At 54.5% G+C, this 19,708-nt stretch carries 17 protein-coding genes; 10 read left to right on the top strand and 7 right to left on the bottom strand.

The window, feature by feature from the left end:
- Nucleotides 1–41 precede the first annotated feature (41 nt).
- Nucleotides 42–1,430: an O-antigen ligase family protein gene (locus SH573x_RS05525; protein WP_479353336.1), complete on the bottom strand. Its 1,389-nt coding sequence runs from the start codon at nucleotides 1,428–1,430 to the stop codon at nucleotides 42–44.
- Nucleotides 1,431–1,805: 375 nt separating this feature from the next.
- On the opposite strand from SH573x_RS05525, the gene SH573x_RS05520 reads away from it, so the two are divergent.
- The 4 genes from SH573x_RS05520 to SH573x_RS05505 all read left to right on the top strand — a co-directional run bounded on the left by SH573x_RS05520 (nucleotide 1,806) and on the right by SH573x_RS05505 (nucleotide 6,752).
- Nucleotides 1,806–2,747, top strand: a complete 942-nt coding sequence (locus tag SH573x_RS05520; protein WP_479353335.1) for a polysaccharide deacetylase family protein — start codon at nucleotides 1,806–1,808, stop codon at nucleotides 2,745–2,747.
- Nucleotides 2,748–2,793: 46 nt separating this feature from the next.
- Nucleotides 2,794–4,119 carry a glycosyltransferase gene (locus SH573x_RS05515; protein WP_479353334.1) on the top strand — a complete coding sequence of 442 codons (1,326 nt, stop codon included), beginning with the start codon at nucleotides 2,794–2,796 and terminating at the stop codon, nucleotides 4,117–4,119.
- 750 nt (nucleotides 4,120–4,869) lie between these two features.
- On the top strand, nucleotides 4,870–5,280 hold the full coding sequence (locus SH573x_RS05510; RefSeq protein ID WP_479353333.1) for a TraR/DksA family transcriptional regulator: 411 nt from the start codon (nucleotides 4,870–4,872) through the stop codon (nucleotides 5,278–5,280).
- 389 nt (nucleotides 5,281–5,669) lie between these two features.
- Nucleotides 5,670–6,752, top strand: coding sequence for a S1C family serine protease (locus SH573x_RS05505; RefSeq protein ID WP_479353332.1), 1,083 nt, complete (start codon nucleotides 5,670–5,672; stop codon nucleotides 6,750–6,752).
- An 8-nt stretch (nucleotides 6,753–6,760) separates the two neighbouring features.
- On the opposite strand, the gene hemB is transcribed toward SH573x_RS05505, so the two are convergent.
- The 3 genes from hemB to leuC all read right to left on the bottom strand — a co-directional run bounded on the left by hemB (nucleotide 6,761) and on the right by leuC (nucleotide 9,917).
- Nucleotides 6,761–7,765, bottom strand: coding sequence for a porphobilinogen synthase (gene hemB / locus SH573x_RS05500; protein WP_479353331.1), 1,005 nt, complete (start codon nucleotides 7,763–7,765; stop codon nucleotides 6,761–6,763).
- Between the two features lie 6 nt (nucleotides 7,766–7,771).
- The gene (gene leuD, locus SH573x_RS05495; RefSeq protein WP_479353330.1) at nucleotides 7,772–8,365 is read right to left on the bottom strand and encodes a 3-isopropylmalate dehydratase small subunit; all 594 of its coding nucleotides are present in this window, start codon (nucleotides 8,363–8,365) and stop codon (nucleotides 7,772–7,774) included.
- Nucleotides 8,366–8,495: 130 nt separating this feature from the next.
- A complete protein-coding gene (leuC, locus tag SH573x_RS05490; protein WP_479353329.1) occupies nucleotides 8,496–9,917 on the bottom strand; it encodes a 3-isopropylmalate dehydratase large subunit in 1,422 nt (473 codons plus the stop codon).
- A gap of 192 nt (nucleotides 9,918–10,109) precedes the next feature.
- Between leuC and SH573x_RS05485 the strand changes: the two genes are divergently transcribed.
- The 6 genes from SH573x_RS05485 to pdeM all read left to right on the top strand — a co-directional run bounded on the left by SH573x_RS05485 (nucleotide 10,110) and on the right by pdeM (nucleotide 18,095).
- A complete protein-coding gene (locus SH573x_RS05485; RefSeq protein ID WP_479353328.1) occupies nucleotides 10,110–10,445 on the top strand; it encodes a Rieske (2Fe-2S) protein in 336 nt (111 codons plus the stop codon).
- Between the two features lie 123 nt (nucleotides 10,446–10,568).
- Entirely contained in the window at nucleotides 10,569–11,654 is a 1,086-nt protein-coding gene (locus SH573x_RS05480) for a ligase-associated DNA damage response exonuclease (protein ID WP_479353327.1), read from the top strand.
- Between the two features lie 12 nt (nucleotides 11,655–11,666).
- Complete coding sequence (locus SH573x_RS05475) at nucleotides 11,667–13,454, top strand: ATP-dependent DNA ligase (protein ID WP_479353326.1); 1,788 nt, start codon at nucleotides 11,667–11,669, stop codon at nucleotides 13,452–13,454.
- Entirely contained in the window at nucleotides 13,451–16,042 is a 2,592-nt protein-coding gene (locus SH573x_RS05470) for a ligase-associated DNA damage response DEXH box helicase (protein ID WP_479353325.1), read from the top strand. Before SH573x_RS05475 ends, SH573x_RS05470 begins: the two co-directional genes overlap by 4 nt.
- Before the next feature lie 305 nt (nucleotides 16,043–16,347).
- Nucleotides 16,348–17,382 carry a transposase gene (locus SH573x_RS05465; protein ID WP_479353324.1) on the top strand — a complete coding sequence of 345 codons (1,035 nt, stop codon included), beginning with the start codon at nucleotides 16,348–16,350 and terminating at the stop codon, nucleotides 17,380–17,382.
- Nucleotides 17,383–17,414: 32 nt separating this feature from the next.
- The gene (gene pdeM, locus SH573x_RS05460; RefSeq protein WP_479353323.1) at nucleotides 17,415–18,095 is read left to right on the top strand and encodes a ligase-associated DNA damage response endonuclease PdeM; all 681 of its coding nucleotides are present in this window, start codon (nucleotides 17,415–17,417) and stop codon (nucleotides 18,093–18,095) included.
- 232 nt (nucleotides 18,096–18,327) lie between these two features.
- On the opposite strand, the gene SH573x_RS05455 is transcribed toward pdeM, so the two are convergent.
- From SH573x_RS05455 to SH573x_RS05445, 3 genes are read right to left on the bottom strand one after another with little or no spacing between them, the layout of a single operon-like run.
- Complete coding sequence (locus tag SH573x_RS05455; RefSeq protein WP_479353322.1) at nucleotides 18,328–18,534, bottom strand: hypothetical protein; 207 nt, start codon at nucleotides 18,532–18,534, stop codon at nucleotides 18,328–18,330.
- 47 nt (nucleotides 18,535–18,581) lie between these two features.
- The gene (locus SH573x_RS05450) at nucleotides 18,582–19,016 is read right to left on the bottom strand and encodes a phage holin family protein (RefSeq protein WP_479353321.1); all 435 of its coding nucleotides are present in this window, start codon (nucleotides 19,014–19,016) and stop codon (nucleotides 18,582–18,584) included.
- Nucleotides 19,013–19,249, bottom strand: a complete 237-nt coding sequence (locus SH573x_RS05445; RefSeq protein WP_479353320.1) for a hypothetical protein — start codon at nucleotides 19,247–19,249, stop codon at nucleotides 19,013–19,015. The genes SH573x_RS05450 and SH573x_RS05445 overlap by 4 nt, the downstream gene beginning before the upstream one ends.
- Between the last annotated feature and the right edge of the window lie 459 nt (nucleotides 19,250–19,708).

Genomic DNA, 19,708 nt, shown 5'->3' with positions numbered 1-19,708 from the left:
TCAGGCCTGTGCTCTGTCAGATGAAACAAAAGGCCCCGAGGTCACTCGGGGCCTTTTTCATTAACGCTTTCAGGTGAGGGCGAATCAACGAATTGACGACAGCAGGCAGCCACCAGTCCCCAAGATCCGAACAGGATTGTATTCTCAATCGCCGAAAAAGAGACTTCGTGAAACGCCATTTGCAGCATGTGCACTCCCAGGATCGCGGCGCTGGCTAGAGCGATGCCTCGCGCCCACTTGGGCACTTCCCTTCCATTCCAAAGTTGCCACATGCGCCGCATGAATGAAGTCATCACTGCTGTGTACAAACAAAAACCGACCAGGCCCAAATCGACCAACAGACTGAGGAAACTGTTGTGATGAACATAGCCGCGAATCGACTCCAGGCGTAGTTCGGTGGAACGGTCGGCCAGATAGGGGCGGTTGTAAACTTGAAACTGGTTGAACCCAAATCCGGTAAGTGGCTTGTCTTGGAACATCTTCCACGACACATAAGCAAAACTAGCTCGCATATAAGTACTTTCGCGTGTTTCCGCTGCTGAGTATTCACGCTTGAAAGCCACCAAGTCTGGCCCCTTAATGGCCAATCCCGCCATGGCGCCAGCCAGAATGCCTGTAATTGCCAGTCGTCGCGTGAAACCTGTCAGGCACCCCATCACGGTTAACATGACAATCAAGGCAGCCCCCATCCAAATGCTGCGAGTATACGTCAAGAACACAGCCAACATATGCAGCGGCACTAACCACAAACAAACTAACCACAGCGGCTTACTGGACGGCTTGAGCCAGACCGTAAAGATGGTCAAACACGTCAGCACTAATAGCAAACAAACTCCTAATCGCACCGACTGCAGCATCGGTCCCCGTGCGCGCCCAAAGTGGATACCCAAGGTTGGATCGCCAATAAACTCGGGATACACAAATTGCCAGAGTTGCGCCACTTCCAGTACAGCTGTCACCGAGAGGTATAGTCCCAAGAGTCCCAAGCACCACATGACTGGCTGCAATCGGCGGGCTTCAAGTTTGGACATGCGAAGCGCTGCGAAGATGGTCACTGGGATCAGATAGCCATTGATCAAATGCATGATCGTTGGCGGCTGTTCTTTGGTTTGTGGAGCCAACGACTGACTGAATGTCCGGGCAAGCAACCATATCAAAAACAGACCCAATAGCACATCCGTCGTTTCCAGGCGGAACGTGGCCAACTGTCCTCGGTACCATTTGGTACCAAACTGGATGAGGAGGGCTACCAACCACAGTCTATCCAGCGTCCACGTCATGCCTGCGGCATCAATGGCAAAAAACTCCGCCGGTAAACATGCAGTGGCTGCCAAAAAAATGACGCAAGAAAGTGGAACCGAGCCGCGCAGCAGCGCGACGAGCATCCACAAACAAACAGGAACAGCAAAAGCTAGTGCCAGCGGAGCCATGTAGCCACTCAGGTACAACGATTGAATTCTAGTATGAAACCGTTTGCCTAACACGTATCAATCGAAAAGCGCCTGGCTATTCCGTCGCCCAAAAGTGCAATTCCGTTGGAAGTGCCCGCAGGCTGGTCGCTGGCTGAGCTGCATAATCGCTACAGTCGGAGCAGAGTTGCACGTTCTGCCGACAGACTGCAATCGCACCAATCGCTACTCTCGCGATAATCGATGCCGCTTGGCTAATGACTTGAGTTTATGCCAGGCGAAAAGTCCAACTTGACCGATCTTGGTAACGAAGTGCGCGACAGACTTGCATTGCGTTTTGGGCCGCTCTCGTCTTTCGTCGCAGTAATTTTCATCATGCGTATCTACCCACTTATCATGTCGAACCGTCGTCGACAGTGGGCAGCTTGGCTCTACCTGCAAATCACTTCCGCCAGCCGCCGACGCTTGCGATTGAAACTAAGTCAGGCCGGACGTTATCCGATCGCCGTGCTGTTCTATCACCGGGTTTCCGATGTGCAGCCAAACTCGTGGACTATATCGCCGCGCAACTTTGTCAAACACTTGGACTGGTTGGAAGAGAACTTCGACATCGTGTCGTTGTCTGAAGCTCAGCGCCGCATTCGCAGTCCGCTGAACTCGCGACCAACCGTAGCCTTAACTTTTGATGATGGCTACGCAGAGAACTGCAAGTTTGCGATACCTGAGATCGTGCGACGTGGTTTGCCAGCGACTTACTTTGTAGTAACCGATGCGATTGCATCTGGCAAGCCATTTGCCCACGACGTTCGTCAACGCACACCGTTGGTGCCCAATTCACTGTCAGAGATTCAAGAGATGCACTGCGCTGGTATCGAGATCGGCGCGCATACGCGCACTCATTGCGATCTGGGCCGCGTGGTAAACGCTGACGAGTTAACCAGCGAGATTTGCGGATGCCTCGAGCAACTGAGCCAATGGGGACTAGGGCCGACACGTTATTTTTCGTTCCCCTTTGGTCTGCCTGAAAACACTTCACAAGCGGCCGTGGATTTACTGATCAAATGCGGGCTGGAGGGGTTTTGTACCGCCTACGGTGCTTGGAATTGGCCGGATTCGCCTGGTTATCATCTGCGTCGTATTCACGCTGATCCCGGGATGCAAACATTGAAGCGCTGGCTGACACTCGACCCTCGCAAGCTGACCAACAACTGGCGATTGCCGTTTTCCGAACCGGAATATTGCTCGTCTGGCCTTACCAGCTCACCAACTTTGAAACAACTTGATCTGCCTGTTTCGATCCCTTCGATTCCTGCAAGCCTGTGCTTGTCCCCTGAGTAGCCTTCGGTTGCTACTGGTACCCTTTTCTGGTTGGAGCCCTCCAATAATGAAATCCACTTCGCATTCGCATTCCGGTCCGCAACACTCTGGACCACAAGCAAACGGTCAACTTGTCAAGGCTGAACATCGCACGCATGCTCTGAATACCAGCTTTGTGTTGACCAGCATGCCAGTGGGGGGCGCTGAAACACTGCTGGTCAACTTGATTGGTCGCATGGACAAGAGAGTGCTCAATCCTGAGGTGATCTGCCTGAAAGAGCCAGGGCCGTTGGGATTGGATTTGAGCAAGCAGATTCCCGTGCATGCCAACGTGCTCCGCCATAAATACGACATTCGCGTACTGTGGAAACTCGTCCGCCGCTTTCGGCGTTCACAAACCGATGCCGTGGTGACCATCGGCGCAGGTGACAAAATGTTCTGGGGACGCTTAGCCGCCAAGCTGGCAGGGGTGCCAGTCATCTGCAGCGCATTGCATTCAACAGGCTGGCCAGACGGAGTTGGACAGTTGAACCGAAAGCTGACTTCGATCACCGACGCATTCATTGCGGTGGCTCAAGATCATGCGCAGTTTTTGATCAACTGGGAAGGGTTTCCCAGGCAACGTGTATTCATGATTCCCAATGGCGTAGATACCGATCGCTTCAAGCCTGACGCTTCACGACGCGCTTGGCTGCGAGAACAATTGCAGGTTCCTGACCACGCGCCCCTGGTCGGAATTGTCGCCGCCCTGCGCGAGGAGAAAAATCACCGACAATTTATATTGGCAGCTCGCGATATTCTGAGGGCACACAGCGATACGCGATTCGTCATCATCGGCGATGGTCCCATGCGCATAGAAATAGAGAGGCAGATTGCCGAGTTGTGCTTGCAGCGTTTCGTCCATCTACTGGGAACACGTAGCGACACGCCCGATATCCTGGCCGGGCTGGACGTCTTTGCACTGACTAGCCGAAACGAAGCGAACCCTGTTTCGATTCTCGAAGCATTGGCCTGCGGCATTCCAGTGGTAAGTGTAAACGTCGGCTCCATTCACGAAACGGTCATCGACGGCGTGACTGGGATCTTAACGACCCCAGGCAGCGCCGAAGAAACCGCTAATGCAGTCATTCGCTTACTTGATAATCCCCCGCTAGCCAATGAAATGGGAGCTCGAGGTCGCGACCACATGGCTCAGAGCTGGAGCCTGCGTGCCATGGTAACCGGATATGAACGTTTGATCACTATGCTCTACAACGACAAGGTCCCAGCCAATCGGCAGCTGGTCACTCAGCCGTGGGAGCGCCAAACGCCAGTTACCCTAGGCGCCCCGCTTCTCGTCCTACCCCAAATCCCCAATTCAATTGGGACAGGCGCGCCACTGCCACCTCACTAGCAACCGCCTACGCAATCCCCCATTGCTAGCACTGCCCCACCGCCAAAGTGTTTTGGGACAGGCGCGCTAGTAATGGCGGTACTGTGCGGTCTGTCCCATCTGGGGTTTGGAGAAGCTGATGCGATATCCCATTGAGATCAAATGAGCGGTACGACGCATTTTGCTAGCATCGCCTGCCCCCAAAAATCCTTTTGGGACAGGCGCGCGGGTGAAAGTGAGATTTACGGCGGGGATTGGGGCGAGGGCGAACTTTGGGGTCTGTCCCATTTGTGTTTTAGGGGGTTTTGCAGGCAAAACAGTTATGGGACAGGCGCGCTTGAGACGGACGATGATGGCGAGCAGGACGTTGGCAAAACTAACTGTCGTTTTGGCCCTCCGCAGGATGGCAAGTTTTCACGGTACGGGCTTTGCAACCGTTATGGGCGGAGTGATTGAACTGCCAAAACAGAATGATTGGAAAAGTTGTTTACGTGAGTGGTTTTCTCTGCCCCTGTTGTAAACAGGATGGTATGGCACTGTTAAACGAGTTCTCCAAAATTCAACAACTTACTGCCGTACTGCTGCGTACTATATCTACGCCCTGTACGCCCGACTGGGGAAATTGACCATTAAATGTTGTAACCGCCGCAACGTGACAGTTAAACAGGCAACAGACAACCCGAGATTTCCCCGACCTCCGCTAACCGGGCGGAGTTGTTTCTAACCGCAACCGTACAGTTTTTGAACACCTTATGCAAAAAGGTACAAGCCATGAGCCGAAAAGACGCGCTACTGAAGTTGCGGCAAGTACTGATTCATCGTCGTGACGCTATTCGTCGCGTGCTGGAGGGTGACTTGACCGCGCTGGCCGAACTGAGCCTGGCATCCGGAGATTTGGCCGATGCCGCTCTGGATACCGCGCACGAGGAAGTGACCAGTCAAATGGCCGAAGTCGAGGGGCGTGAACTGGTGCAGATCGAAGAAGCCCTGCTGAGATTTGAAGATAAATCTTACGGACTATGCGTCGAGTGTGAAAAACCCGTCCCCTTGGCTCGCCTACAAGCTGTGCCGTACGCGCGCTTCTGCATTAATTGCCAACGACTGGCCGAGAAAAATAGCGGGAGCACCTGGACTGGACGTTCTGGACATGCGTACGATTCCAACGTCGTAGAACCCTACTAAGCGGCAGCGGCTTCCCAATCGGCGGCCGCGCACGCAAACTAGACAACACAGTTTCGCAAAGCCGAAAATTGTGACTTGCTAGCAATATAAGAATTTAACGCACCTGCGACCGGCGGGCAGACCTCATTGGGTCTACCCGCCGGTTTAGTTTAGACAGCATTCGGCCGGAATGCCGATAGCCAGTGGGCACCAAACGTAGCTACCTCCCTGTGGGACATCGAGGCGGCTTAACCCAACACTCGCTATCCTTCGCGCTCCAGCTGAGGTTCCTAATGCAAGTTTCCCAACCGGCGTTCGTATGCTCCCACCGACGGACAAGCCTGGTCGCTCTCGCCCTAGTGACTGCGTTCGTCTCCGTCCAGTCGGGACCCGTCAAGGCACAAGTTGTCTTGAGAGCCGACCCTGATCGCGCGGTCGGTACCGCACCTTCTAGCGAAGTTCTGGTTTCGCACAACGATCGCCAGCGCGAGTTCATGCGGCTGCAGCAAGAAGCCAGCTATCTGCAGCGGATGAATAATCTCACTCGCGATGTCGTCAACTTCGCGATGCCCAGCGTCGTGCACATCGAGGCTAGCAAGAAAGCGGAACACAACAACTCCGGCTTGGCCAGTAGCCGCGTCGACGAAGCCGGAGCCGGAGTGATCGTACGCATCCGCGAGCAGCTCTACGTTTTAACCAACCGGCACGTGATCTATCCGGCGGAAACCTCGGGCATTCGTCTGCAACTACACGGTGGCAAACAGCTGCGACCCAAACGAATTTGGGTTGATCCATCGACCGACGTCGCCGTCATGCTCATCGATGGCGACAACTTGCTGGATGCCCAAGTCGGCGATAGCGATAGAATGCAAATCGGCGATCATGTGATCGCCGTGGGCAGCCCCTTCGGCCTGAATCACTCAGTAACCTCCGGCATCTTAAGCGCGAAGGGCCGACGCAACTTAGAACTCGGCTCGCGTGAAATCGAAATCCAAGACTTCTTTCAAACGGATGCAGCCATCAATCCAGGCAACAGCGGTGGTCCGCTATTTAACCTAAACGGCGAAGTAATTGGGATCAACACCGCGATCGCCAGTAACTCAGGCGGCAACGAGGGCATTGGCTTCACTATACCCATCAACATGGTAATGCTGGTCGCCGATCAGCTAATCACCCGCGGTAAATTGCAGAAGGCCTACTTGGGCGTCGTGCTGGAAGTCAACTTCACCGGTGCTATGGCCCGACAGTTGGGATTGCCAAACGCTGAAGGAGCCTTGGTTAAGTCTGTGCTACCTGGTTCACCAGCCGAGAAAGCTGGTATTCAGGTTGGGGATGTCATTCTCGATTTCGATGGTACACGTATCGAAAACGATGGGCATTTGGTCAAGACAGTTGGCTTGACGCGCTCCGGCAAGCAAATCCCAATGACCATCTTTCGTCAACAATCGCGACGTGAAGTTCCAATCGTACTCGAACCGTCTCCAGAGAATTAGTAGCCGTCTTACAACCACTTAGCCGCCTGCGGCGCATAGTAGGTAAGAATCATATCCGCACCTGCGCGCTTGAAAGCGATCAAACTTTCGAGCACGCAGGCGTTCAGATCTAGCCAGCCATTTTGTGCGGCCGCCGCGATCATGGCATACTCGCCACTGACTTGGTATACGGCCGTGGGCACATGGAACTCGCGTTTCACTCGCGAGACGATATCCAAATACGGCATACCAGGTTTGACCATCACGATATCGGCGCCCTCGGACAAGTCGAGCGCCACTTCATGCAGAGCTTCATCACTGGCCGATGGTTGCATCTGATAAGTCTTTTTGTCGCCGGAACCCAAACTCGATTTCGAACCAACTGCGTCGCGAAACGGTCCATAATAAGCAGACGCGTATTTGGCTGCATAAGACATAATCAGGACGTGCTGAAAGCCCGCGCCGTCGAGCGCCTGTCGAATTGCTCCAATGCGGCCATCCATCATGTCCGATGGAGCAATAATGTCCGCCCCAGCCTGAGCCTGGACAATCGATTGTTTGCACAACACCTCAACCGTTTCGTCGTTGACCACGTAATTGTCGCGCAGCAGACCATCTTGACCATGCGAGGTATAGGGATCTAAGGCTACATCACCCATGATGCCAACCTGGTCGCCAAAGCGAGCCTTCAGCGCGCGCGTCGCTCGGCAGATCAAGTTATCGCTATTGAGTGCTTCCTCTCCGTCTGGCGTCTTCAGCGTCGCAGGCGTTACGGGAAACAACGCAACCAAGCGAATGCCCAGCTCAACCGCCTGAGCCACTTCTTCAAGCATGCGATCGATGCTGAGTCGATTGACGCCCGGCAAACTAGCTACTGGCTCTTCGCGATTCTGACCATCGAGAATAAATAATGGCCAAATCAGATCGTTGCTCGTCAGTCGATTCTCGGCCACTAACTCGCGCACCCACGACGTGCGTCGCAAGCGCCGCATACGCGTTCCGGGAAAACTACCGCGTGAACCAAAACCGTTCATATGGACCTACGCTATTCCGTGCAGTTGCTCGTACTGGGTGATCTTGTCGGCTTGCTCAAGCGAGATGGCGATGTCATCCAGCCCATGCAAGAGCGAGTGACGACGCGATTCTTGAACCTCAAAACTCAGCTTCAATCCCTGCTGGTCAGTTACTTCGCACTTCTCCAAATCGATAGTCAGTTGGTAACCATCGGTAGCGGCTGCGCGATTGAAGAGGTCTTCGATCTGCTCTTCGCTCAGCACAATTGGCAGCACACCGTTCTTGAAACAGTTGTTGAAGAAAATGTCAGCAAACGATGGCGCCAACACCGCTCGGAAGCCATAGTCATCCAACGCCCACACAGCGTGCTCGCGGCTGGAACCCGATCCAAAGTTACGACGTGTAACAAGTATCGAAGCACCTTGGTTGCGCGGCAGGTTGAGTTCGAATTCGGGATTGGGCTGTCCAGAGTCTAGAAATCGCCAGTCGAAAAACAAGAACTGTCCAAATCCTGTTCGCTCAATGCGCTTGAGGAATTGTTTGGGGATAATCTGATCGGTGTCGACATTGGCGCGATCCATCGTCGCGACTAGTCCGGTGTGCGTGGTAAAAGCTTGCATGTTTTAGCTGCTATTTTGATACGTCGTTAGAGACTGTGGTTGAATAGTGTCGATTGGCGAGCGCCGGATCCAGCGCTAGTGTTGTGTCATAGGTATCTGGGGTCGACCATGGGCTGGAGCCAATGTCACCTTAGGCTTTGTAGTTCCATTGTCGAATATCAGTGAAGTGACCTTCGATAGCCGCAGCGGCAGCCATGGCGGGCGAGACCAAGTGGGTGCGTCCCCCTTTGCCTTGACGTCCTTCGAAGTTGCGGTTGCTGGTCGAAGCGCAGCGCTCACCGGGTTCGAGTCGGTCGGGGTTCATAGCCAAACACATGCTGCATCCAGCTTCGCGCCAATCAAAGCCAGCTTCGCGAAAGACTCGATCGAGCCCTTCCTCTTCAGCTTGCCGTTTCACCTGACCGCTGCCTGGGACAACCATCGCATTGACCTTTGAGCTCACGCGATAGCCCTGAACAACTTTCGCAGCCGCTCGCAGATCTTCGATGCGTGCGTTTGTACATGAACCGATAAAGACGCGGTCAATGGCGATGTCGCTCAGTAGTGTACCAGCCGACAGCCCCATGTACTCAAGCGAGCGAGCTGTCGTTTTCTGTTCGGTCTCGTCATTAAAGTCAGCCGGGTTTGGAACGCGAGAGGAAATCGAAGCGACTTGCCCGGGGTTTGTGCCCCAGGTCACCTGAGGTTCGATGTTTGCACCTTCGAATACTTGAACTTTGTCGTAGGTAGCTCCAGGGTCGCTAGGCAACTGACGCCACTTGGCCACAGCTGCATCAAAGTCTTTGGGACCAAAGGGGCGACCCTGCATGTACTTGATGGTGGTTTCATCGGGAGCGATCAAGCCGGCACGCGCACCTGCTTCGATCGACATGTTGCAGACAGTCATGCGTTCTTCCATCGACAAGGCTCGAATGGCTGAACCGGTGTACTCAAGCACGTACCCCGTACCTCCATCGGTCGATAGTTGGCCGATCAAATACAGAATCAAGTCCTTGGCCGTGACGCCTGGGAGCAAACTGCCGTTGACTCGCAGTTCATAAGTTTTTGGTAGATACTGCAGCAACGTTTGCGTAGCCAGTACATGCTCTACCTCGCTGGTGCCGATGCCAAAGGCCAGAGCGCCAAAGGCACCATGGGTGGCCGTATGACTATCGCCACAGACGATCGTCATGCCAGGTTGCGTGTATCCCAGTTCCGGGCCGATGATGTGCACGATGCCTTGATGAATGTCGTTGAGGTCGTACAGGCGAATACCGAACTGCTTGCAGTTTTCGCGCAAAGTGTCCACTTGCTGTCGGGCGATGGGGTCGGCGATCGGCAGGTTGCGATTGTTGGTCGGCACGTTGTGATCGGGAGTAGCGATCGTGCGTTCTGGGCGACGAACCCGGCGGCCGGCTAGTCTGAGGCCTTCGAAGGCTTGGGCGCTAGTAACTTCGTGAACCAGATGCAAGTCGATGTACAGCATGGCTTGCTTGCCTGGCTCGGCATGAACGACGTGATTGTCCCAGATCTTTTGAAACATGGTTCGTGGCGAACCGCTGACTGTTGACATGGCTGTAGGTGGGTTCCTGGAGCTTCAATAGGGTGGAGTTGATGCTGACCGGGGTGGGCAACTGGGCTGCCTAACATCTTAACCGCCGCGGCCGATTTGCGGTATACTCGCCAGGCTTCTGCGACTATTGCCCGGCTGGCTTAGGCCCTGCCAGGCTCCCAGCATACTCACTGTCGTGATTGTATTATCACCATGTCTGATACTGACCGGCGCGCGTCTGAGACGAACTGGCATTTGGCTTGCACAATAGCTGATCTGGAGGGCGGCGCCCGGGAAGTGCTGATTGGCCAAAGGGTGATTGCGATATTCAGGACTCCCGAAGGCTTTTCCGCGGTCGATGGCATGTGTGCTCATCAAGGTGGGCCGATTGCCAAGGGAACTCTGGACGGCTGTTGCGTCACTTGCCCGTGGCACGGTTGGCAATACGATGTGACCAATGGCAAGAACATGTTGACCGGCAGGCAGCTGCTGGCCACTTTTCCAGTTGAAGTGCGGGGTGAGGAGTTGTGGTTGGAAGTTCCGCAGTAGTTTCATCTGGCCTCGACTGTGCTTTGCGCACCCAGTGTTTATTGTCGATATCTCGTGTCGTCGATGTCGCGCGTAGTCGATTGACTCGGTGAATGTTCTTCCACGGAAAAAAATGGACGGGCGATGCCGATCCTGCAGGAAACTCCCGAGGGTCTTTATTGTTCAGCCGGCGACTTCTACGTCGACCCGTGGCGGCCGGTCCGTCGTGCAATTATTACGCACGCTCATAGCGATCATGCGCGTTATGGCTGCGACAGCTATTTAGCGGCGCGCGATGGTGCTGCAATTTTACAAATGCGATTAGGCTCACAGGCTCGCATCAGCCTGGCCAATTTTGGTCAATCGCAAACAATCGGTGGAGCGAGGGTGTCACTTCATCCCTCGGGACACATGACCGGAGCGGCTCAAGTACGTATTGAGGTTGGCGGCGAAGTGTGCGTTGTTTCGGGCGACTATAAACTGCAGAGCGATCCAACATGCTCTAGCTTCGAAGCCGTACGTTGCCACACTTTCATCACTGAATCAACTTTTGGTCTGCCGCTATACCGCTGGGACAGCCCAGCAAAGATTTTTGCAGAGGTCGATCAGTGGTGGCGCACCAATCAAGAGCAGGGCAGAGCAAGTTTGCTACTGGGTTATACCGTTGGCAAGGCACAGCGATTGCTAGCGTCGGTCGATAGTTCTATCGGTCCTATCTTTGCACATGGTGCGATCCTGAGCGCCGCACGCGCGTATCGTGCATGTGGAGTAAAACTTCCCGAGCTGAAGTCTGTGTTAGAAGCGCCTGCTCGGTTTGACTGGTCGCAAGCGCTGATTGTAGCCCCGCCATCGGCGCTTGGTTCCACCTGGGTCCGACGGTTTGGAAACGTGTCGACGGCAATGGCGAGCGGTTGGATGCGCGTGCGCGGTATTCGTCGGCGACGAGCGGTCGATCGAGGGTTTGTCGTATCTGACCATGTTGATTGGCAAGACTTGATGCAAGCCATAGCGGCAACGGGCGCTCAAGAGATTTGGGTTACACACGGCTATACCAACCAAGTCGTACGCACACTGCGATCTCGAGGCTTGGATGCGCGCGTGGTCGTAACTCAATTCACAGGTGAAACGGCTGAAGTAAGTGGCGGCGATGAACCACTCAATGGTGAACTCTCTAGTGAGGAGACACTGGACGCTCATTCACCGTCTAATGACGATGCACTGGGAGGCTGACCAGGACAAGTTATGCAACGCTTTGCCCAACTGTTCGCCCAGCTTGATCAGACCAACAAGACCAACGACAAGGTAGAAGCGCTCGGCCAGTACTTTCGTGAAACCGATTCGGCCTCGGCGGCTTGGGGGTTGTACTTCTTGAGCGGGCAGAAGTTGCAGCGATTGGTTAGTAGTTCGCTACTTCGGCAATGGGCGATGGAAGTCGCAGAGATTGAGACCTGGTTATTCGATGAATGCTATGAAGCTGTAGGAGACTTAGGCGAGACGATCAGCTTGATCGTGCCACGGCCCGTTGCAGGAGAGAAACAGTTTACGTTAGCCGAGTGGGTAGAGCAAAAGTTATTGCCGCTAAAGAGGCTAACGGTAACTGAACAGCGGCGCGAGGTGGTGGCCGCTTGGCGTGAGCTCGATCAGGTGGCTTGCCTGGTGTTTAACAAGCTTCTCACCGGTTCTTTTCGAGTGGGTGTCTCGCAAAAGTTGGTTGTGCGCGGGGTGGCTCGAGCCAGCGGCATAGATGCGGAAGTGTTAGCGCACCGCTTGATGGGTTCATGGCAGCCTAGCGCGGAATTTTATCTACAGCTGATTCATCCTGATGCTGAAGACACGGTAGTCAGTCGTCCGTATCCGTTCTTTTTGGCTAATCCCCTAGAGGACTTGCCTGAATCGTTAGGAGCGATCGACCAATGGCAAGCGGAATGGAAGTGGGATGGAATCCGCGCACAGATTGTGCGTCGATGCGGGCAAACGTTTATTTGGTCGCGGGGTGAGGAGCTTATGCAAGATCGCTTTCCTGAACTGGAAAGTGTAGCGGCGAGGCTGCCAGATGGTACCGTGCTCGATGGCGAGATCGTCGCGTATCGCGATAGCGTGATCCAGCCGTTTGCACATTTGCAGCGTCGCATTGGCCGCAAGGCTCTGGGTAAAAAGATTTTGCGCGAGGTACCCGTGGCATATTTGATGTTTGATTTGCTGGAGTGGCAAGCGATCGATATTCGGGCGGAGCCATTGTCGAAGCGGCGCGATAAGCTGAACGAATTGTCTGTGGCGATTGAGCAGTCGGCACGTATCGCGGCCGAATCGACCCGTTCAGATGGTTGGTTGAATTTGGTTGGCGACGTGGATGAGGCTGGGCGATTGAGCCGGGTGGGAGATACATGTGGATTTCAGCTGCCTGCGGCTGTCAGGGCTGGTAGCTGGGAAGAGCTGATGCACATTCGCAGCGGTGCACGCGCAGCGCACGCTGAGGGGCTGATGCTCAAGCGGCTTGACTCGCCATATCGCGTTGGTCGGCCGCGCGGAGATTGGTGGAAGTGGAAGATCGAGCCTTATACGATCGATGCTGTGCTGATCTACGCCCAGCGGGGACATGGCAAGCGAGCCAGTTTGTATACCGACTACACCTTTGCCGTATGGGACTGCGAGGTGCTCGTCCCATTTGCCAAAGCGTACTCGGGGTTGACCGACAAGGAGATTGCTCGTGTGGATCGGTTCGTGAGGCAGAATACCCTGGAGCGCTTCGGCCCCGTGCGTAGCGTGACTCCGCAGCTAGTGTTTGAGCTAGCATTCGAGAACATTCAATTGTCGACTCGGCACAAGTCGGGGATCGCTGTCCGATTCCCACGGATCTTACGTTGGCGTGAGGATAAGCCAATTTCCGAAGCCGACTCCCTCGAAACCATTCGAACGATGTTGGGTGGTCGCGCTACAGTCGATCAGGATTCGGCCGCTCAAGATTTGGGGGCTCAAGATTCTGATGGTCAAGGATTGGGCAATCAAGGATTGGGCGGTCAGCTATCGTGACGCGTCCCAAGCTAAGCCGGGCCAGTCTTGCCCAGGCGACCGATCGCGTAGAACGATGGTTTAGCTTGCTAAACCGCAAGCCCTTTGCCTTCCAGCGTCAGTCTTGGCGAGCCTACCTGCAGGGCAACCACGGTCTGATCCACGCTCAAACTGGGACAGGCAAAACTCTTGCCGCCTTCCTCGGCCCCGTCATTGAACAGCTAGCAATCGATCACCCCAATGCTGGCATTGCCCAAAGTTATGGGACAGGCGCGCAAGTTTCGCAATCTCCTTTTGGGACAGACCCCGCGGAGCGCGCGGCGACCTCGGTCAAACGGACGAAGCGTAACTCTCGACGCTCGCGGGCTTTAAAGGTTTTGTGGATTACGCCGCTACGTGCTTTGGCAGGTGACACGGAGACGAACCTTCGCGCGGCGGTTGCAGGCCTGGGCGTGGACTGGGAGGTCGAGAAGCGAACCAGCGACACTTCAGCTTCGTTGCGGGCCAGGCAGAGCATCGCTCTGCCGGAGGTCCTCATCACTACTCCAGAGAGTGCGACCGTTCAGTTGTCGCGCGAGGACTGTCCCCAACGCTTTTCTCAGCTGCGTTTGATCGTGGTGGATGAATGGCACGAATTGCTAGGTAGCAAACGTGGTGTCCAAACAGAGCTAGCACTAGCAAGGTTTCGAGTACTTTGCCCCGGCGTGCGAATCTGGGGCCTTTCGGCAACTTTAGGAAATTTGGGACAGGCAATTCAGACTCTGGTCGGCCCCGCACAGATGGGACAGACCACCTTGGTGAAAGGCAAGATCCCAAAACAGATTCAGATTGAAGAGCTGATTCCAGAGAACATGGAGCGATTTCCCTGGGCTGGCCACCTGGGACATCGCTTGGCTCCACAAGTCGCAGAAATTATAAGGCTATCAAAGTCGGCGCTGGTTTTTACCAATACTCGGTCGCAAGCTGAGGTTTGGTATCGTGCATTGCTAGCACAGTTACCGGAACTTGCGGGTCAGATGGCGGTTCATCATGGCTCGCTCGATCAAAAGTTGCGTTGGTGGATCGAAGATCGCCTTCGCGATGGTCGGATGCGATGTTGCGTTTGCACTTCCAGTTTAGAACTAGGAGTCGATTTTCCGGTCGTCGATCGGGTAGTACAGATCGGCAGCCCCAAAGGCTGTGCGCGACTCATCCAGCGAGCTGGCCGTAGCGGACATCAGCCGGGACAGGCCAGTCAGATCACGTTTGTTCCAACACATGCCCTGGAGTTGGTTGAGATCGCTGCCCTCAAGAGCGCCCTAGCCGAAGGGCATATCGAACAACGCATTCCGCTCAGTAAACCGCTAGACGTCTTGGCGCAACATGTGGTCACCGTCGCCCTCGGCGGCGGGTTTCGCTCGGCAGAATTGCTGGCTGAGGTACGTGGGACAGGCGCCTATCAAGAGCTGAGCGACGAAGAGTGGCAGTGGGTAATCGACTTCGCGACCAAGGGAGGTTCCAGCCTCGCGGCCTACCCGGACTACCACCGCATTGAATTGATCAATGATCGTTATTGCATGACCAACAAGAGATTAGCTGCCCTGCATCGCATGTCCATTGGCACAATTGTCAGCGATGCGGCCATGCAGGTGCGGTACATGAGCGGCAAGGCTCTAGGAACTGTCGAAGAGACATTCGTGGCGAGACTGTCCCCTGGCGATCGATTTATGCTAGCGGGCAAGCTACTGGAATTGGTACGAGTCCATGACAATACCGCTTGGGTTAAACGCGGTCGTGGACAAGAAACTGCCATACCCCGCTGGATGGGCGGCCGCATGCCATTGTCAACTGAACTGTCTCAAGCGATGAGAGAACAGCTAGAACAGAGCATCGCTGGCGTTTACAAAGGACAGGCCATGAAGGCTGTTCGACCCATGTTGGAACTTCAACTCAGTTGGTCAACCTTACCCGCTCATGACGAATTGCTCATTGAACGCTGGAAAGATCGGGACGGACACTATCTGTTTGTTTATCCGTTTGAGGGCCGACTGGTACACGAAGGACTGGCCGCTCTATGGGCGCTACGCTTATCACGCATTAAACCCATTTCGTTCTCCATGGCCATGAATGACTATGGATTCTTATTGGTTTCGCCCACGGAACCACCCCTTGAACAATCGATTTCCAACTTGCTGGCCTTAGAAAACGTCGGCCAAGATATTCTGTGTAGTTTGAACGCATCGGAAATGAGCCGGCGACAGTTTCGCGAAATTGCACGCGTGGCTGGCCTGCTATTCCAAGGTTACCCCGGGCAACGCAAGCTTGCCAAACATCTGCAAGCGTCCAGCAACCTGTTCTACGATGTCTTTGTTCAATATGACCTCGAAAATCTTTTATTGCAGCAGGCTAATCGAGAAGTATTGCAACATCAATTGGAAGCGGACCGTTTGCAAGCGGCTATGAGCAGAATGACTAACAGCCGTATCTTAATTCAGAATCTCAAGCGACCTACTCCGCTAGCATTTCCGCTTATCGCGGATCGGCTGCGTGATCGGCTAAGTAGCGAGAGTTTCGCGCAGCGTGTGGAGAGAATGCTTCAATCCTTATCAAAGCATTGGGACAGGACTTAAAAACTTTACGAAGGTAGCGAGTTAGCTAACTATTCCCAGTGCACAGATTAACACAATTCGAAAATTCGCAAATTTTTTTACGCGTTTTCTCCAGGGATTTACGCGCATTGCGAGTCTGAAAAAGCGTTTTTGCCCTTGACGCGTCCCTATCCTAGTAAATGTGAACTCGCTCACGTGACGGTCTCGGCGGCAGCGGTGACTTGTGTGGCCCATGATGCATGCATACGCCCATGGTGCATAGGTTTTTGGCTGCGGTTGGGGCAGCGGTCTGTTTCTCATTTACCCATGGAGGCATCGAAACCATCATGACCAGACCTCGTAATCAAATTGTCGATCTCGATTACTGCCAGATCTATCACTGCGTTACGCGCTGCGTACGCAAGCTCAAGCTGCTCAACATCGGTACGACCGATCGTCGGCAGTGGGTGTGCGATCGCCTGGTTGAACTGGCGATGTACTACGCTATCGTGCCCATCTCCTTTGCAATTCTGGGAAATCATTTGCATTTCATGTTGCGGATCGATCCCGAGACGGCTCGCGGCTGGTCGGCCGAAGAAGTGCTACGCCGCTGGTATACGCTGCATCCGCCCTACGTCAAAGGCAAGAAGATGGTCGAACTGGACCCGGAGTGGTTGGCCAAGAAGGCTCTGGATTTAGAACTGGTGGAGAAACTGCGCCTGCGTCTGATGGACTTGGGTTGGTTCATGAAGGACTTGAAGCAGCCGCTCTCGCGCCTGGCCAACGCTGAGGATGGATGCCATGGCGCGTTCTTTGAAGGACGTTACAAGTCGGTGGCGGTGCTGGATGAAATAGCGGCGTTGATGGTGTTGGTGTACATCGACAATAACCGGTATGCGGCGGGATTATCGAGGTTGCCGGAGTTGGGGCGTTACACGTCGCTCTACGAGCGGTTGTTGCATGTCGAGTCGTTGGGACGGATGGACGACCTGCAGGCTGCCAAGTCGGGTAGCATCGCAGCCAGCCGGGCCAGCGAGGGTTTGGAAGACGATCTGTGGCTCATGCCGATCGAGGACCGTCGCCGCTTTGGGGCCAAGCGTGCGGGATTGATCGAAGGTTTTACGCTTGGTCAATATTGTTGGTTGGTCGATGAGACCGCTCGCATGCAACGCGAGGGCAAGCAGAGTTTGTCGCCTGAGACCGCGTCGATCTTTGAGCGACTCAAGATGACTCCGGAGCTGTGGCTGATGCAGCAGGTGCTGCTTTCGCAGGATCGCTGGCGCGGAACGTTCTTTGCGACCAGCCAAGAGAAGCTGCAGGAAGCAGCTGCCCACTTCGGTCGCAAACGTTGCTACAACCTAAACGGCTACTCGGCCGCCTAGGCAATTTTCGCAGCAGTCGTAAACTCACTAGTATGCAACTGTTGCCTGAAATCCGAATCGACGTACAGGATACTTGTCTCACCTTGCTTCCAAGCAAAATGGTTTGGTGGCCGGATCAGCGTGCGCTAATTCTTGCGGATACGCACTTTGGTAAGGCGAGTACTTTTCGCAAAGCTGGACTGCCAATACCGGCCGGCACATCGACATCCATGCTTCACGCAATTTCACGTGAAGTAGACCGGCTGTGTGCGCAACAACTGATCATTGTAGGAGACTTCATACATTCCTCGGTGGCTGCTGGAACAGACTACGAGGACGAGTTGCGTAGCTGGCGGACGGCAAATCGTAAGGTGGGCATTTTCCTGGTACGTGGCAATCATGATACTCGGCGATCGGACTTTTATGAGAACCTAAACGTCGACGTCAGTGAAGAGGATTTTGCCGATTTTGGCAGTTTGCGATTCTGCCACTTTCCTGAAATGGCGACCTCGGAACGGTTTACAATCTGTGGACACATGCATCCCGCTGTTCGAATTGGCCGTGGCCCAGTTAGGGAGAGTTTTGCATGTTTCCTTTTGACGAGCATGTGCCTTGTCTTGCCCGCCTTCGGCGAATTTACAGGGCGTGCAATCGTTAGGTTGAACGCAGGCGATGTCGCTTACGGGATAGCTGACGACAGTCTCTTCTGCCTTACGAGTCCTGCATACAGTTAATGCGCTCCAAAGTTCTGCGCGACCTCAAACAGCATCAGACGTGGTCTGTCCCATAACTGATGGCCGTCCCATAACTGATGGCCCAAAGACTAGTGGGCCTGTCCCAAAAGCAAAGTCTAGTGGGTCTGTCCCAAAAAAACGCTAAGGGGTCAGACCCGGTACCTCCGATGACTTCAGGCTCTAAAGGCGAGTGTGCCTGTCCCAGAAAAAAGATGGGACAGACCTGGGTGGACTACCAAGGGCGGAGCTTCCAACCGCAGAAAAAGCCGAGGCCGAAGAGTGCGCCAGCGACCACGCCTGGGCGACTGCGGCAATAGCCTTCGATCGATTCCGTTACCTCCGAGATCAGTTTAGAAAAGTCCTCGCCACAAAATTCATCGATCGAATCTGCCTCATCGTGAGATTGCGACTGCCTGCGCTCTAAATCCGACGTGGACATAATTTACCTCTTGGGTTGAAAGTAGGAAAATGTGAACTGCATGCTGGTTAGATTGAAAATGACTGCGAGAGAGCTTGCCTAAGCCAGCGCAGGTTCTCCGCGGCCTCACGGCGACTGGTGGAAAATGATCGCAGCGAAGTACGAAGCTGTTGAACACACCAAGCGCCCAATCCAACCCCGATGGCAGCAAACCCTCCACCTACTAAAAGCTGGCAAACCCACAGGGGCCAATCCAACCCCCACTGAAGGAGCGAACTGAGACCTAGTGCTAGGACAGGCAACGAAGCAAGTAGTAAACATACGGAAACTAACGTCCCAAAGAACGCAATTTTCGCCGTTTGAATGCAACTGCTAGCATCAGCTTTGAGCAACTTTCCCTGGAGTTCAGCCAAGTCCAGTGCGTCATTTATGACCGATGAAGCTCCGTGCGTTACACCCTGAATAGGCCCAACCCGCTCGGCCGATGCAAAGCGGTCTCTCATCCTCGACGTTTGACCAACCATCCGATCACCCCCCCTACCACAGCGGCTACCAAAAGACTTGTACCTGGCCGATTGCGAATGAACGAAGTGGATTTCTCCATCAGCATTTCATGCGTCTGAGTAAAGGTGGACTCGATCTGCTCAGTCCAATTGCCTTCAGAGTTAAGGCCTGGTATACGAGCCTGCCCTTTAAGGTCGGGCAGATGATGTTTGCCGTTGGTTCGGTAAGGCATTGCTTCCTCGCGTGTGAATAAGTGATTGAATTTGCTCGGCAACATACCCTCGGACGGCGTTGCCAATTAGCGAGCCTACGAATCCCATAGCCGCACCACCCAGACCAGCAATGCCGGCGGTCCGCGCCTGCTCGTCGCTTATGGCATCAGTCCCATTCGAACTGGGCGCTGCGTTGCTAGCGACGGAGCTACGCGCGCCTGTCCCATGAGAGCGAGTGGGTACCAGCCAGTAGCCCAGGGCACCCGCTAGAACCACTATAGGAATGGGATGAGCCCGGACATGCTCGCGCCAATCGCTCAGCCGCTCAACCTCATGTCCAAGGTCGACGGCGTTTACCAAGCCCCGGTTGCGGACGATTGCCATTTCTTGACATACAGCGACTTGATCTAGCATATTGACCTATCCCCCTCCACCCAGACCGCGAAAGCCCCACAGAATCCTCGCGCGCCACGCACTTT

The sequence above is a fragment of the Rania fehmarnensis genome (genome assembly GCF_056494185.1).
Note: the sequence above shows the minus strand (reverse complement) of the source record. Positions and strands in the feature narration are given on the sequence as shown.